We start from the raw sequence: 15910 nt of genomic DNA on the forward strand, positions 1-15910 counted from the left end.
GAAGTCCTGAGGTGCGGCCCGCCCGCACCTCACCCCTTCCCCATATCCAAGGACTGACCCCAATGGCCCCCAAGGTTCTCATTTCCGACGAACTCTCCGACGCCGCCGTGCAGATCTTCCGCGATCGCGGCATCGAGGTGGATTTCCAGCCGAAGCTCGGCAAGGACAAGGAAAAGCTGGCCGAGATCATCGGCAATTATGACGGTCTCGCCATCCGTTCGGCGACCAAGGTCACCGCGGCGCTGCTCGAAAAAGCGACCAATCTGAAGGTCGTCGGCCGCGCCGGGATCGGTGTCGACAACGTCGACAAGGAAGCGGCTTCGAAAAAAGGCGTGATCGTGATGAACACGCCGTTTGGCAACATGATCACCACCGCCGAACATGCGATCGCAATGATGTTCGCCGTGGCGCGGCAGATCCCCGAGGCCTCGGCCTCGACCCATGCGGGCAAATGGGAAAAGTCGAAATTCATGGGCGTCGAACTGACGGCCAAGACGCTCGGCGTGATCGGGGCTGGCAACATCGGCGGGATCGTCTGCGACCGCGCCAAGGGCCTGAAGATGAAGGTCATCGCCTACGATCCCTTCCTGTCGGAAGAAAAGGCCGAGAAGATGGGCGTGGACAAGGTCGAGCTGGAAGAGCTGCTCCGCCGCGCCGATTTCATCACCCTGCACGTGCCGCTGACCGACAGCACCCGCAACATCCTCAGCCGTGAGAACCTCGCCAAGACCAAGCCCGGCGTGCGCATCATCAACTGCGCCCGCGGCGGTCTGGTTGACGAAGAAGCGCTGGCCGACATGCTGAAATCGGGCCATGTCGCGGGCGCGGCCTTTGACGTGTTCTCGGTCGAACCGGCGGAAACCAACCCGCTGTTCAACCTGCCGAACGTCGTCTGCACGCCGCACCTTGGCGCCTCGACCTCGGAAGCGCAGGAAAACGTGGCGCTGCAAGTGGCCGAGCAGATGGCGAACTACCTGCTTGATGGCGCTGTTGAAAACGCGCTCAACATGCCGTCGATGACCGCCGACGAAGCCCGCGTGATGGGGCCGTGGGTGAAGCTGGCCGAATATCTGGGCGCCTTCATCGGCCAGATGACCGACGAGCCGATCACCGCGATCAACGTCACCTATGACGGCACCGCCTCGACGATGAACCTGCGCGCGCTCGAATGCGCCGTCATCGCCGGGATCATGAGCCGCTCGAACCCCGACGTGAACATGGTCTCGGCTCCGGTCATCGCCAAGGAACGCGGCATCCAGCTTTCGACCACCACGCAAGACAAGTCGGGCGTGTTCGACGGTTACATCAAGATCACCGTCGTCACCGACAAGCGCGAACGCTCGATCGCCGGCACCTGCTTCTCGGATGGCAAGCCGCGCTTCATCCAGATCAAGGGCATCAACGTCGACGCCGAAGTCGGCCGCCACATGCTCTACACGACCAACAAGGACGTGCCCGGCATCATCGGCAAACTCGGCACGCTGCTGGGCAACAACAAGGTCAACCTCGCGAACTTCACCCTTGGCCGTGCGGCCGCGGGCGGCGAAGCGATCGCCATCGCCTATCTCGACGAGGCGCTGGATGCCAAGGTTGTGTCCGAACTTGAAGCCACGGGCCTCTTCCAGCAGGTGAAACCGCTGGAATTCAACATCGCCTGATCTAGATTGGGTGCTGCCCTCAGGCCCTCCGCCACGGCGGGGGGCCTTTTTGCTGGAGAGATCATGCAGACCTATGCCATCGGCGACATCCACGGCCAGTTTAACCTGTTGCAACACGCCTTCGAGCTGATCGAGGCGGACCGGGCGCGGGAGGGGTCGGCAGAAAGTCCCGTGGTGGTGCTGGGCGATCTTTGCGACCGCGGTCCGAATTCGGCAGGGGTCATCGGGCATCTGTACGACCGGCAGGCGGCGGGCGAAAATCTGATCGTGCTCAAGGGCAATCACGACCGGATGTTCTCGATCTTTCTGGACGATCCCTTCGGCCGCGATCCGCGTCTGCGCGCCGAATTCACCTGGATGCATCCGCGGCTCGGCGGTCCCGAGACGCTGGCCTCCTATGGCATCCGCGAACCGGCCAATCGCCCCACCGCGCAGGTCCATGCCGAAGCGCTGGCCGCGGTTCCCGCCGCGCATCGCAGCTGGTTGGCCCAACTACCCGGTTACCACCGGCGCGGCGACGCGATCTTCGTGCATGCGGGCCTTCGCCCCGGCGTGCCGCTCGAGACCCAGACCGAGGATGACCTGCTCTGGATCCGCGCCGATTTCCTGAACGATCCCCGCGATCATGGCGCGCTGGTCGTGCATGGCCATACCGCGATCGATGCGCCCAATCATTACGGCAACCGGCTCAATCTCGACAGTTCCGCGGGCTATGGCGGGCCGCTTTCCACCGCGGTGATCGAGGGGCGCAAGGCCTGGCTTCTGACCGAGAAGGGCCGCGTTCCTCTGGGGTGACCCCGGCCGGCAACCCATCATTAACCAATTCGGCGCATGCTTCCCGTCACAGGCAACCGCGGGGGCAACAATGCGGAACAGATCAAAGCCACGCCTCAGAACGCACTGGGTCGTCACTTGGCCCGACGGGACCGGGGGGCGAACGGAACTCCGGCTCGTCTGGGCCTTCGCCAGCTAGGAAGATGACGTTCCGTCACGCGGCCCGCGGCCCCTGTTCTCGGACTGGCTGCCGGGGGTAACCTTTCCGCATTGCAGCGGAGGGGATCTCATGACCGGCATCGTCATTCTATCGGGCGCACGCACCGCGATCGGCGCATTCGGCGGCAGGCTTTCAGGCTTTGCGCCCGTCGATCTGGCCACCATTGCCGCGCGCGCGGCACTGGAACGCTCGGGCGTTGCGCCCGCGCAGATCAATCAGGTGGTCATGGGCCACATCCTGAACACCGAGCCGCGCGACATGTATGTCAGCCGCGTCGCGGCCATTCAGGCGGGCATCCCGGTCGAGACCCCGGCGATGAACGTGAACCGGCTTTGCGGCTCGGGCGTGCAGGCGATCGTCTCGGCGGCGCAGGCGCTGATGCTGGGCGAGGGCGATTTCGCACTGGCGGGCGGGGTCGATGTGATGAGCCGCGCCCCCTACATCCTGCCCGCCGCCCGCTTTGGGCAGAAGATGGGCGATGCGAGCGTGATCGACATGATGGTGGGGGCGCTGTCCTGCCCCTTCGGCACCGGCCACATGGGGGTGACGGCGGAAAACATCGCCACCGAATCCGCGATCTCGCGCGAGGATCAGGACGCCTTCGCGCTGGAAAGCCAGACCCGCGCGGCGGCGGCGCTCGCGGCGGGGGCGTTCAAGGAGGAAATCGTTCCGGTCGAGATTACCTCGCGCAAGGGCACGGTGGTCTTCGACACCGACGAACACCCGAAGGCCACGACGCTTGAAAAACTTGCCGCACTGAAACCCGCCTTCCTCAAGGGCGGCTCGGTCACGGCGGGGAACGCCTCGGGCATCAACGATGGCGCGGCGGCGCTCGTGATCGCGCGCGAAGAGGCCGCGATGGCGACCGGGCTGAAACCACTCGCTCGCATCCGCGGCTTTGCCACCGCAGGCGTGCGCCCCGAGGTGATGGGCCTTGGCCCGATTCCCGCGGTGCGGCTTCTGTGCGAAAAGACCGGGCTGAAAGTCACAGATTTCGACGTGATCGAAAGCAACGAAGCGTTTGCGGCTCAGGCGCTGGCTGTCTCGCGGGCGCTCGACCTCGACCCGACCAAGGTCAACCCGAACGGCGGCGCCATCGCGCTTGGCCATCCGGTCGGCGCGACGGGCGCGATCCTGACGGTGAAGACGCTCTATCACCTGCGCCGCACCGGCGGGCGGCTTGGCCTGATCACCATGTGCATCGGCGGCGGTCAGGGGATTGCGCTGGCGATCGAGCGCCTCTGACAGGCGTCGCAAGGGCGTATTTGGACCAAGAAAAAGCAGCGTGTTTTTTCTTGGCACAAATACGCCCTTGTCACGGTTTCAGCACGATCTGACGGTGGTCGCTGCGCCCCTTTGCATCGAGCACCGTCAGCGACACAAAGCCCGGGCCGGTCAGCGCCAGCACGGTTTCGCGCGTGCGGCTGCCCACCAGCAGCGGCGCCCCATTTGCCAGCCAGGTGAAGGGCGGCTGGCCGCCGCGCAATTTCACCGTCAGCCCCTGCCCCGCGGTCTCGATCTCGGCGCCTTCGGGCGGGAAGGTCACTTCCGGGGCGCCCTCGACCACGGTCTCAAACGCCGCGTCGCGCGGGCGGAAGCGCTGCAACGGTTGCGGCAGACGCGCATTGGGCAGGATCAGCGTCGCGGGCGGCGGCGGCGGTAAGGGCGCGCGGGTCTCGCCGATGCGGCCGAACAGCTCGAACAGCACCGGGGCGGCAAGCTCGCCGCCAAAGGCCCCCGGCACCGGCGTGCCATCGGCGCGGCCCATCCAGACGCCCGCCACATGCGCGCCATCGAACCCCACCGCCAGCGCATCGCGATGCCCGTAAGAGGTTCCGGTCTTGAACGCGATCCGGTTCGGCGCCGCCCCGGGCGGGGGCGGAATGCGCGACAGGATGTCGGTCACCTGCCAGGCAGCGACCGGGCCGAAAAGCTGCCCGTCGCGCGGACCGGCCTTGCCCGCCTCCGCCGAGAGCCGCAAGGGATGACCGAGCCGCGCCAGCGCCGCATAGGCCTGCACCAGATCCTGCAGACTGATGCCGAGCCCACCGAGACTGACCGCCAGACCTGGCGGGGCATCATTCGGCAGAAGCACTTTCGCGCCCGCCTTGCGCAAGGCAGAGAGCAGCCGCTCCGGCCCCAGCGCCTCGGTCAGGCTGACGACGGGGATATTGAGCGAAAGCGACAAAGCCTGCCGCACCGGCAAGGTGCCGCGAAAGCTGCGGTCGAAATTCTGCGGCCGCCACGGGCCAAATGCCACCGGGCGATCCTCGATCAAGGTCTCGGGATGGGCCAGACCATCATCAAAGGCCAAAGCATAGACGAAGGGTTTCAGCGTCGATCCGGGGGAGCGCAAGGCCTGCGTCAGATCGACAAACCCCGCCCGTTTCGCATCGGTCCAGGCGGCACCGCCGACCGAGGCAAGGATCTCGCCCGTGCGATGATCGGCGACCAGCAGCGCCACGGAAACCTGCCAAGCCTGCCCGGAAACCGCCCGTGCCGCCAGAGCCTCGGCCGCGCGTTGCAGCGAGGGCTCGATCGTCGTCTCGATCCGCGCGCCGCGCGGCGCGCGGCGGCGGAGAGCCGTTCGGTCAGATGCGGGGCAAGCGCGGGAAAGTCGCGCCGCCGGGTCGGGATCGGCTCGGCCTTGGCGGCGCGGGCGGCATCGACCGCGAGCGCCCCCTTGGCGGCCAGACGATCCAGAACCCGGTCGCGCGCCGCCTTGGCCGCCTTGGGGGAACCGATCCGGGCGGCGGCTTTCGGGCGATTGCGGCAGGGCGATCAGCAGCGCCGCTTCGGCCGGGGACAGCCGCCGCGGTTCCTTGCCGAACCACGCGAGCGACGCCGCCCGCAGCCCTTCGACATTGCCGCCAAAGGGCGCCAGACGCAGATAAAGATCGAGGATCTGCGGCTTCGTCAGATGCCGTTCCAGCGCCAGCGCGAGTCGCGCCTGCCGCAGCTTGCCATCGAGCCTGCCGGTGGTGCCGTCCTCCAGAAGCCGAGCCACCTGCATCGTCAGCGTCGAGGCTCCCGAAACGACATGGCCATTCCAGAGCATCTGCGCCCCGGCCCGTAGAACGGCAAACCCATCGACGCCGGAGTGGCGGTAAAACCGACCATCCTCATAGGCGACAAGGTCCTCGAGATAGGCCGGATCGACCGGACCGGGCGCGAGCCGCCAGCGCCCATCGGCGACCGGGAAGGCCCGCAGGATCGTACCATCGCGGGCCAGAACCTCGGTGCCGACCTCGACCGCCAAGGGCGGCAGCGGCGCCGTCGAAACCCAGCGATCGAGCCCGTCGCGCAGGCCCGCAGCCGTGGTCAGAAGAAGGGCGGCGGCGAAAAACCCCGCCGCCCGCAGGCGCAGTGTCATTCCACCGTCACCACCCCGGTTTCGCCATGCGCGCGCATCTCCGGACGATACATGTCTTCGACCGAAGCGGCCGGATGCACGAAAGTGCCCGGGCTGACCGCCCGCACGACATAGGCCAGACGGAACGGCTGATCGCTTTGCCAATCGAGCGCCGCAAGGAACCGATCCTGCCGGAACTCGGTCGTCAGCGGATTTTCCTCGACCGAGAGCCAGTCGAAGGCCGCCAGATCCCCCGAGCGGACGAGGTTCGGGTTGTCGATCTCGAAGCCCGCGGGCAGCGGATCGTTGACCATCAGCCGCGCCTCCTGATGGCCGAGCGGCTTGATTTCGAGCACGGTCACCAGACGGGTGCCTTGCGCAACCTTCGTCGCATCAACCTCCTCGCCCTCGAGCGTGTAGTAGCTGCGCGCAATCGCCCAGCCCTTGCCACCGGCTTTTTCGGCAACCTCGGGCACACCGACCGTGGTCAGCGTCAGCGTCTGCGGGGTTTCCCCCGTATTGGCGATGGCAAGCGAGCGCCCGGCGGTCTCGGCATCGATCACCTTGACGAGCGGCCCGGTCACCGCCGCGCCGTCGACCGTCAGGTTTTCCGCCTCAGGCCGGTCGATCTGCGCATGGGCGGCGAGCAGCGTCCAGGTCGCCTCCTGCGTCGAAAGCTGGGTGCTGCCCAGACGCTCGATCACCGATTTGCCGACCGTCTCGGGGTTGACCGCGGTCGAGCCTGATTCAGACGCAAGCGCCAGCACCGCCGCAGCATCGCGCAGGTTGGTGCCATAATCGTCCCGCCAAACGGGCTTTTCATCGCCCAAAGCCGAGACAGACTTCGCCGCCCGGGCAAACATCGCATCGGCCCGGGTCTGATCACCATAGGAGGCCAGCGCCGCCCCCAGTTGCGCCATCGCCAAGGGCGTCGCGAAATCGTCGCCCTTCACATCGGCAAAGTAGCGCAGATCGCCGATCGAGGCCGCCCCTTCGCGTGCCAGCACCATCAGCTGATAGGCCAGAACCCGACCGCCGCCATTGCTGGTGCTGTCGAAATCGGGCGCGTAATTCACCTGATTTCGCAGGTTATCAAGCGCGTTACGGAAGGCCATGTCCGGCACCGCATGACCGGCCTTGCGGGCGCGGCTGAGGAAGTCGGTGACATAGGCATCCAGCCAGCCATCGCCCGACGCAGGCCCCCAAAGCCCGAAGGCCCCCGAGGCATCCTGATTGGTCAGCACCTTGGAAATCGCCACCTCGATCCGGGCATCCAGATCCTTGGGCGTGCCCAGCTCCATCGCCTCGGCCACCGACGAAAGATAGAGCAGCGGCATCGCCGTCGAGGTGATCTGCTCGGTGCAGCCATAGGGATACTGGTCCAGCGCCTGCAGAAGCGCGGGCGTGTTGAAGCGGGCAATCGGCCCCGCCGCCAGCGTCGCCCGCGCCGATCCGGGCAGGAAGCCCGCAAAGACATTGGCGTCGAAGGTGAAGGTCTTGCCCGCGGCAAGGTCGAACCGCGATTGCCGCGACACGGCCGGGCTGTTGTCCTCGACCGGGATTTTCAGCGCCTTTTCCAGAAGCTTGCCATCGGGCGTCGTCAGCGCCACCCGGATCTCCTGCACGCCTTCGGATTTGGGGGCCGTGATCGGAACCTCGATCTCCGCCTTGCCAAGATCGGCCAGATCGACGCCTGAGGGACGCTCGCCCAGGGTCAACCCGGCCGAGGTCACATCAAGCCCCATCCGCCCGGACGGCCCGGTGGCATGGACGATTTCCAGAAGCAGTCGCGAGGTATCTCCGGGGGCAAGGAACCGCGGCACCGAGGCCGTCACCACCACCGGATCACGCACCAGCACGTCGGACGAAGCCTGCCCGACGCCGGTCTTCGACCAGACCACCGCCGACAGCCGCACGGTGCCGTTGAAGGCGGGCATGTCGAAACTGGTGTGAAGGACGCCATTTTCATCCGCCGTCAGCGCGCCCGAGAAATAGGCCACCAGCTCTTCCGTGGGCGGAGGGGCTTGCATCGACATGTCCCGTCCGGCATCGCCGCCCGAGCGGATCACCCCCATCTCGCCGCTGCGGCCATCGATCAGCCGCCCGTAAACGTCACGCAGCCCGACGCCCAGACGACGTTGGCCGAAGTAATGCGCAGCCGGATCGGGCGCCTTGAACCCGGTCAGGTTCAAAATGCCCACATCCACCGCCGCAATCGTCGCGTAAACGGTTTCGCCTTTCTTCACCCCCGCAACCTTCAGCGCCACCGGAAGCGCGGCGCGCGGGTCGGAAGCGGCGGGCACGTCGAAGGCGGCTTGCAGCTTGCGGTCTCCCGGATCGACACCGGCATAGGCCAGCCCCATCGCCCGGTTCGGCGCCCGCGCCGGGGCCTCCTCGGCCAAGGGCCGCAGCACGGAAGCCGTCACATAGGCCCCTGCCCCCCATTCCTGCGTCACCGGCAGGTCGATGCTGTTTTCCCCCGCAGCAACTTCGACCGATTTCAGCGCCACCACCCGGTTCGACAGAACCGAGACCAGCGCCACCCCCTTGGCGGGGGCGACGATGCGCAGATGCGCGGTGTCGCCCATCGTATAGGCGGGTTTGTCGAGCGCGAGTTGCAGCCGGTCGGGGCTGGCCAGAACGTCGGCAGGCGCATACCAGCCCGCGTCAAACGTCGTGCTGGCGGCAATCGCCCCGCTGTCATCCTCGACCACCAGCTCATACTGGCCCCAATCGACCTTGGCCGCGATCTTCAGCGGTTCGGCCGCGGTCAGATCGCCCTTGCCTTCGGCCACGCGACTGCGCCGGGTGATCGGCTCCCAGTTCCACCCACCATCGAGCGCATACCACTGGTAGTCGGTCTCGACCTTGTTCACCACCCAATGCAGCGCCATCGGCACCGGCTTCAGATCCGCGCCGAGCGTCGTAACTTCGAACCCGGCTTCGGCCCCTTCGGGCACGGCGCCATCGGTGAAGGCGGGCTTGATCCCCAGAACCGGGGCATCGGGCATGACGAGACGCTTGATCTCGCGGCTGATCGGACGGCCCGAGCCTTCGCGCACTTCGACGGCAAAGGTCGCCTCAAGCGGCCGGTCGGCGGTCAAAGCCGCCTCGGGCAGCGAGACGGCAATCTCGGCATGGCCCGCCGCGTCGGTCTCGCCTGCTTCAAGGCTGTCATAGATCGTCTCGAAACCGGTGTCGTGACGGCCGAAGACATAGCCCTCGAACCCCGGCACGGCTTCGGCGGTGCGCAGCGCAAAACTCCCCTCGGTGCCCAGACCAGCCCCGGGCGCACCGAACAGATAGCGCGCCTCAACCCCGATCAGCGGCATGTCCCCCCCGGCCAGAACGCCTTCGGGCAGGGTCAGGGTCGCATCGATCCGCTCGGGCAGGAAATCCTCGACAAGGATCTTGGTCGAGGCCAGCGGCTCCCCTTTGGGATCGGCAAAGACATCGAGCCGCCAGGTGCCGCGCGGCGCCTGCGCCCCGATCGGCAGGGCGATGGTATGACCGCCCGCGCCCGCATCTTCGGTGAGCGCGCGGGAATATTCGACACCATCGGGCCGGTTCAGCACGGCGGTCAGCGGCAGCCCGTCAATCGCCTGCGTGCGCGCATCGCGGGCCAGAACCGTCGCATTCACCGTCTCGCCCGCGCGATAGGCGCCGCGATCGGTGGTCAGGAAGACATCGATCGCAGGCGCGGGGGGCATCCCCTCGACGCCCCGATCAGACAAGTCAAATTCCGCATCGGTGAGGGACAGATAGGCCAGATCCTCGCCATGCGTGACCGAGACCAGCGCCGGGGCGGCATTTTCCTTGCCTGCGGCCTGTTCGGGGGCGAAATGCACCACGCCCTCCGCATCGGTCTTGGCCGTCGCGATCACCGCATTGGCCTTCGACACCAGCTGCACCTCGGCATCCGCCACGGCCGCGGCATCGGAGAGGCCCCGCACCGCCACGGTCAGCCCGTCGGCGCCCGAATAGGTCGTCAGACCGATATCCGAGATCATGAACCACTGCGCCGCGGGCGGTTTTTCATAGGCATCGGCGCCCGGAATCGCCGCCGTCAGCACATAGACCCCCGGCCCGAGCGGCCCGGTCACCTCTTGCACCGGCAGACGGGTGGTCATGTCGCGGTTGACCTCCATCTTCACATCGGCGCTGCCGTGCCAGACTTCCTCGGCATATTGGTTGTTGAAATAGTCGATCGACCAGCTGTCGATCGAGCGGGCAAAGTAATCCTCGCGCATCGAGGCGACGAGGTTGCGATCCGACACCCGCAGGATCTTCAGATCGAGCCCTTTCAGGTTCACCGTCTGCACCGGCACGCCGCTGTCTTCGCCGCGCGGCAGGATATAAGCGCGACCTGGGAAGCTGACGGCAGGCGCGCGATCCCGCACATAGGCGGCGATCACCGTGTCCTTGCCGAGCGTCTCGCCCGTCGCGGCGGGCAGGCCCTTGCGGAAGGTCAGCGCATAGCGTTGCCCATGCTTCAGCCCGCCCACGCAGATCTGGTTCGCCTCGGCCTCGACGGTCAGCCCGGTTTCGGGCAGCTGCACGAAGGGCGTGTAATCGACCCCGGTCTTCACCAGATCGGCGTTGAAATTCGCGCAGATCCGGGGCGTTGCACTGTCCGCCTCGACCGTGTTGTCCTGAATCCGGAAGCCGTATTTGCCTTCGGCATCCACCAGCGCCGCGGCGATATCGTCACGCGCCGAGAGCGTCGCGGCCAGCCGCAGCGCGGCCAAGCTTTCGCGGGTGCGGTCCACCTTTTCCAACGCCTGCGCCAGCACGAACAGCGATTCTGCCTGACCAGCGGGCTTCGCCGCGCGCAGATAGCCGTTCACCGCCGCCGAAACCGAGCGCGCCCAAGAGGACGAATCGTCGATCTTCAGCCCCAGCGCCGCGTAATCCACCCATTGATCCGAGGCATCGCTGAGCACGATCATCGCCCCTTCCAGCGCCTGCGCCCGGGTCCAGTTCGACTGTGTCCGCGCCTGTTTCAGCCCTGCGGCCAGATCCTCGGGGCTGGCGAAATTCGTCAGATGCATCCGCCCCATGCCAACGGCAAGCGCCGTCGCCTCGGCCAGCGTCCCCTCGTTCAGGAAACCGAGATCACCCGCCCGGGTCTTGGCCCGCGCCTCGGCGCCCTTGTTCGCCGCGACGACAACGCCCGAGAAAGCGCCCTGATAGGGCGTCATCGCCTTCACCTCGGCTTTCGGGAAGCAGGAATTGTTGCGCGCGTTGAAGGTCACGGCCTGACAGGCCGAATCGGCCAGACAGGCCGCCTCGCAGGCTTCAAGCGTGGTGTCGAAGATCTGCGTCAGGTCGCGGCCCGAAAGATCCATCCCCTCGGCGATCGACAACCGCTTTGCGGGGACCAGCGGGGTCTCCTGCGCAAGGGCCGGGGCAAGCGATAAAAACAAGGCGGACAAGGAAAGAAAGGCCGAGGACAGACGCATGGAAACCTCCGGGCTGAATGCCGCGATGGTCTCACGGCTCTCGGTCCGGTTCAACGGGGTAGCGGAGAAGTTAAGGATGTTAAGCTGATTTTCATCCACGGCTGCGAGAGTGCACCAAGTGAATTCGACAGGTGCCGGGAATGGACGCCGTCTTGGCAGAAAAATTGGCGCAAGAGCGGCGGGCTCGTCTGGCGGCGGAACGCCTGCTGGAGCAGAAGAAGCGCGAACTCTTCGCAGCGAACCAGAAGCTTGCGTTGCATGCGCGGGCGCTTTCGGAACAGATCGTGCAGCAGCGCCACGGGCTGCAGCAGGCTCTGACCGAGGCGGCCTCGCTCAAGGGCGAGAATTCGCGCGTGCTGGGTGACCTGCAACGGGCGGAATCTGTGGCGATGATCGCGCAGCGGCGGCTGTGGGACGCGCTTGAAACCATCCGCGACGGCTTTGCCGTTTACGACAACGACCTGCGTCTGGTGGTCGCGAACAAGGCCTATCTCTCGTTCTTCCATGGCGAGGTCGCGATCACCGCAGGCGTCACCTATGATGCTGTGCTTAAGATCGTCGCCAAACACGCGATGGTCGACATGGCCGGACGCGATCCGCTGGACTGGCACCACGAGATGATCGCCCGGATCCGGCGCGAGCATATCGAACCCATGGTGCTGCGCACCCGCAATGGCCACCACATCAAGCTGATCGATCGCTGGGGCGAGGATGGCGATCTGGTCTGCCTTGCGCAGGACATCACCCATATCATCGAGCGCGAACAGGAGCTTGAAGAGGCCCGCAACAAGGCCGAAGCCGCGAACCGGGCGAAATCGGCCTTCCTTGCCAACATGAGCCACGAAATCCGCACGCCGATGAACGGCGTCGTCGGCATGGCGGAACTGCTGGGCGAGACGGAACTGACGGACGAACAGCAGCTTTATGTCGAGACCATCCGTTCCTCGGGCGAAGCGCTGCTGACCATCATCAACGACGTGCTCGACTATTCGAAGATCGAAGCCGAAAGGATGCGGCTCTACCCCGAAGTCTTTGATCTCGAACGCTGCCTGCACGAGATCATGGTGCTTCTGCAGCCCTCGGCCAAAGACAAGGGCGTCAAGCTGCTGGTCGATTACGATCTGTTCCTGCCGACGCGCTTCGTCGCCGATCCGGGGCGGATGCGGCAGGTGCTGACCAACCTGCTTGGCAATGCGGTCAAGTTCACCCATGCCGGTCATGTTCTGGCCCGCGTCGTCGGCTTCGAACGCGACCCCGAGCATTACGAGCTTCACATCACCGTCGAGGATACCGGCATCGGCATCTCGCCCGACAATCTCGAACATGTGTTCGGCGAGTTCAATCAGGTCGAAAGCACCTCGAACCGCCGGTTCGAGGGTACCGGGCTCGGCCTCGCGATCACCCGGCAGCTGGTGCATCTGATGGGCGGCTCGGTCTGGGTCGACAGCCAGCTGGGCGAAGGGTCGTGTTTCGGCTTCAGGGTCATCTTGCCGCGCGCCGAACCGGTCGAACCGATCGATCAGCCAACGCCGCCCGTAACGCTGCGCGCGGCGCTGGTGGTCGATGATCTTCTGGTGAACCGGGTCATTCTGGAACGGCAGCTGGAAACCTACGGGCTCGAGGTGACGCTCTGCCGCTCGGGGACCGAGGCGCTGAAGGTTCTCGACGATGGCACCCGCTTCGATCTGGTGCTGACCGATCATCACATGCCGGATCTGGACGGGCTGGAACTGACGCGGCGGTTGCGGGCGATGGGCAATGACACGCCGATCCTGCTTTTGACCTCGGACATTTCCGCGCTGGATGCGGCGCAAGGCAACAGCGACCTGTTCGGCTGTCTCGAAAAGCCGGTGCTGCGGTCTGACCTGTTCCGGATGCTGCAAAAAGCTCTCGCTGCCGGCAGAGCCCCGGGCTCTGGCGCCACCGCCCCCGCCACCGCCCCCCCCCCCCCGCGCCGAGCGTGAAACGGCAGATGCGGATTCTTGCGGCGGAAGATAACCGCACCAATCAGCTTGTCTTCGGCAAGATGGTGAAGGATTTCGACATCGAGCTGCGCTTTGCCGCGAACGGGCTCGAAGCGGTCGAGGAATGGCGGCGTTTCCAGCCCGACCTGATCTTCATGGATATTTCCATGCCCGAGATGGACGGTCGCGAAGCGACGCGGACGATCCGTCTTTACGAACAGGAAAAGGGCACGCGCGTGCCGATTTGCGCCCTGACAGCCCATGCGATGGATGGCGACAGCGAGTCAATCTTTGCCGCGGGCGTCGATTTCTATCTGACGAAACCGCTGCGCAAGGCCTCGATCGCAGAGCGGGTTCTGGCACATCAGCCCGAAGACGCGCGTCCGGTGCTGCCCGAGGGGCTTGAGCTCTGATCAGCCGTGCTCGGCAATGAGCGCGAGGAAAGTGTCGGCAAAGCGGTCGAGCTTCGCCTCGCCCATGCCCGCGACCCGCTCCAGATCGGCGCGGTTGCGCGGCTTCGTCTCGGCGATCCGGCGCAGCATCGTCGCGGTACAGGAGAGAAACCGGTCATGCCCGTCCTCGCCGCGCGCAAGCGTGCGCTGCGCCGTGTCCAGCGCATCGAAAAGGCTCGCCGCCGACGTGCCCGCAAGCTTCATCCGCGCCGGATGCAGCGGCTCGGCCGCGCCCGCCCCCGCGATCACCTCAAGGAAAGCAAGACCATAGCTTTCCAGCTTCTTCGCCCCCACCCCGTTCACCTGCGCGAACTGGTCAAGCGTCCTTGGCCGCAGTTCCGCCATCTCGATCAGGGTGCGATCGGGGAAAATCATATAGGCGGGCAGACCCGCCGCCTCGGCCAGCGCGCGCCGTTTCGCCTTCAGCGCCGACAGCAGCGGCGCGTCTTCATCCGACACCAGCGCCTTCGGCACATGCTTGACCTTGGCCTTGCGGACCAGATCGCGGCGCAGGGTGATCCGTTCCTCGCCGCGCAGGATCGGCCGGGCACGCTCGGTCATCACCAGCGCCCCGTGCCGCGCCGCATCGGGACGAATGAGGTCATGCCCCTGCATCTGCCGGAACACCGCTTGCCATTCGGTGCGGCTCAGATCCTTGCCGACGCCGAAGGTGGGCAGCCGGTCATGGCCGCGCGCGGTGATCCGGTCATTCGTATGGCCGAGCAGAATCTCGATCAGATGGCCCGCGCCATAGCTTTCGTCGGTCCGCAGCGCGGCGGAAAGCGCCTTGCGCACGGCCTCGGTGCCATCAAACAGATCGGGCGGCGTCTCGCACAGATCGCAATTGCCGCAAGGGCCCGAGTCTTCGCCGAAATAGGACAAAAGCCGCTGCCGCCGACAGCCCGTCGCCTCGGCCAGACCCAGAAGCGCATTCAGCCGCCCGTGATCGGCGGCCTTGCGCTCGGGCGGCGCCAGCCCTTCGTCGATCTGCTGGCGCCGATAACGCACGTCGTCGGCGCCATAAAGCGTCAGCGTCTCGGCAGGGGCGCCATCGCGGCCCGCGCGACCGATTTCCTGATAATAGCTCTCGATCGATTTCGGCAGATCGGCATGGGCAACCCAACGGATGTCGGGCTTGTCGATGCCCATCCCGAAGGCCACCGTCGCCACCACGATCAGCCCGTCCTCGCGCTGAAACCGCACCTCGACGCGGCGGCGGTCTTCGGCCTCCATCCCGCCGTGATAGTGACAGGCCGGGTGACCCGCCTCGATCAGCGCGGCCGCCAGTTGTTCGGTCTTCGCGCGCGAGGCGCAATAGACGATGCCCGACTGCCCCCGACGCGCCGCCACATAGTCAAGGATCTGCTTGCGCGGCTGGTCCTTGGGCTCGAAGGCCAGCGAGATGTTCGGCCGATCAAACCCGCGCAGGAAGGTTGCAGGCGGAATACCGTCGAACAACCGGGTAACGATCTCGGCCCGGGTTTCCTCGTCCGCGGTGGCGGTAAAGGCCGCCAGCGGCACATCGAGCATGCGGCGCAGATCGCCGATACGCAGATAGTCGGGGCGGAAATCATGGCCCCATTGGCTGACGCAATGCGCCTCGTCGACGGCGATCAGCCCGGTCTTCGCGCGCCGCAACAGCGCCAGCGTCCCAGATCCGGCCAGCCGCTCGGGCGCGATGTAAAGCAGTTTCAGCCGCCCGGCGTCGATCGCTTCGAAAACGGCTTCCGTCTCTTCCTCGGTATTGCCCGAAGTCAGCGCCCCGGCCTCGACCCCGGCTTCGCGCAGGCTGCGCACCTGATCGCGCATCAGCGCTATGAGCGGCGAAATCACCACCGTCAGCCCCGGTAGACAGAGCGCAGGCAATTGGAAACACAGCGATTTCCCGCCGCCTGTTGGCATGATCGCCAAAGTGTTGCGCCCTGCCAGAACCGCCCGCACGATTTCCTCCTGCCCCGGTCGGAAGGCATGGAAACCGAAAACCGAGGCAAGCATTGCCTCGGGGCTGGGGTCGGGCAGGGTCATAGG

At 66.0% G+C, this 15910-nt stretch carries 8 protein-coding genes; 5 read left to right on the forward strand and 3 right to left on the reverse strand.

The window, feature by feature from the left end:
* Positions 1-62: 62 nt before the first annotated feature.
* The 3 genes from serA (at position 63) to ACTTAI_RS20045 (ending at position 3897) form a co-directional block, all read left to right on the forward strand.
* Positions 63-1658 (forward strand): phosphoglycerate dehydrogenase, encoded by a 1596-nt coding sequence (gene serA, locus ACTTAI_RS20035; protein ID WP_444453368.1) that lies wholly within the window; start codon positions 63-65, stop codon positions 1656-1658.
* 63 nt (positions 1659-1721) lie between these two features.
* Complete coding sequence (locus tag ACTTAI_RS20040) at positions 1722-2453, forward strand: metallophosphoesterase family protein (protein WP_444453370.1); 732 nt, start codon at positions 1722-1724, stop codon at positions 2451-2453.
* Between the two features lie 268 nt (positions 2454-2721).
* Positions 2722-3897, forward strand: coding sequence for an acetyl-CoA C-acyltransferase family protein (locus ACTTAI_RS20045; protein WP_444453372.1), 1176 nt, complete (start codon positions 2722-2724; stop codon positions 3895-3897).
* A 70-nt stretch (positions 3898-3967) separates the two neighbouring features.
* On the opposite strand, the gene pbpC is transcribed toward ACTTAI_RS20045, so the two are convergent.
* Together pbpC and ACTTAI_RS20055 are read right to left on the reverse strand one after the other, a co-directional pair.
* Positions 3968-6025, reverse strand: coding sequence for a penicillin-binding protein 1C (gene pbpC, locus ACTTAI_RS20050; RefSeq protein WP_444453374.1), 2058 nt, complete (start codon positions 6023-6025; stop codon positions 3968-3970).
* Entirely contained in the window at positions 6022-11466 is a 5445-nt protein-coding gene (locus ACTTAI_RS20055) for an alpha-2-macroglobulin family protein (protein ID WP_444453375.1), read from the reverse strand. Before ACTTAI_RS20055 ends, pbpC begins: the two co-directional genes overlap by 4 nt.
* A gap of 140 nt (positions 11467-11606) precedes the next feature.
* On the opposite strand from ACTTAI_RS20055, the gene ACTTAI_RS20060 reads away from it, so the two are divergent.
* Together ACTTAI_RS20060 and ACTTAI_RS20065 are read left to right on the forward strand one after the other, a co-directional pair.
* On the forward strand, positions 11607-13430 hold the full coding sequence (locus ACTTAI_RS20060) for an ATP-binding protein (protein ID WP_444453376.1): 1824 nt from the start codon (positions 11607-11609) through the stop codon (positions 13428-13430).
* A gap of 8 nt (positions 13431-13438) precedes the next feature.
* On the forward strand, positions 13439-13843 hold the full coding sequence (locus ACTTAI_RS20065; RefSeq protein WP_444453377.1) for a response regulator: 405 nt from the start codon (positions 13439-13441) through the stop codon (positions 13841-13843).
* On the opposite strand, the gene recQ is transcribed toward ACTTAI_RS20065, so the two are convergent.
* Positions 13844-15907 carry a DNA helicase RecQ gene (gene recQ / locus ACTTAI_RS20070; RefSeq protein WP_444453379.1) on the reverse strand — a complete coding sequence of 688 codons (2064 nt, stop codon included), beginning with the start codon at positions 15905-15907 and terminating at the stop codon, positions 13844-13846.
* Positions 15908-15910: the final 3 nt, after the last annotated feature.

Source organism: Rhodobacter capsulatus (assembly GCF_052363175.1).
Lineage (GTDB): Bacteria > Pseudomonadota > Alphaproteobacteria > Rhodobacterales > Rhodobacteraceae > Rhodobacter > Rhodobacter capsulatus_D.

Bases quoted from the DNA above. Each gene is read 5' to 3' on its own strand.
- serA (WP_444453368.1), top strand. From the start codon at position 63: ATGGCCCCCAAGGTTCTCATTTCCGACGAACTCTCCGACGCCGCCGTG.
- ACTTAI_RS20040 (WP_444453370.1), top strand. From the start codon at position 1,722: ATGCAGACCTATGCCATCGGCGACATCCACGGCCAGTTTAACCTGTTG.
- ACTTAI_RS20045 (WP_444453372.1), top strand. From the start codon at position 2,722: ATGACCGGCATCGTCATTCTATCGGGCGCACGCACCGCGATCGGCGCA.
- pbpC (WP_444453374.1), bottom strand. From the start codon at position 6,025: ATGACACTGCGCCTGCGGGCGGCGGGGTTTTTCGCCGCCGCCCTTCTT.
- ACTTAI_RS20055 (WP_444453375.1), bottom strand. From the start codon at position 11,466: ATGCGTCTGTCCTCGGCCTTTCTTTCCTTGTCCGCCTTGTTTTTATCG.
- ACTTAI_RS20060 (WP_444453376.1), top strand. From the start codon at position 11,607: ATGGACGCCGTCTTGGCAGAAAAATTGGCGCAAGAGCGGCGGGCTCGT.
- ACTTAI_RS20065 (WP_444453377.1), top strand. From the start codon at position 13,439: ATGCGGATTCTTGCGGCGGAAGATAACCGCACCAATCAGCTTGTCTTC.
- recQ (WP_444453379.1), bottom strand. From the start codon at position 15,907: ATGACCCTGCCCGACCCCAGCCCCGAGGCAATGCTTGCCTCGGTTTTC.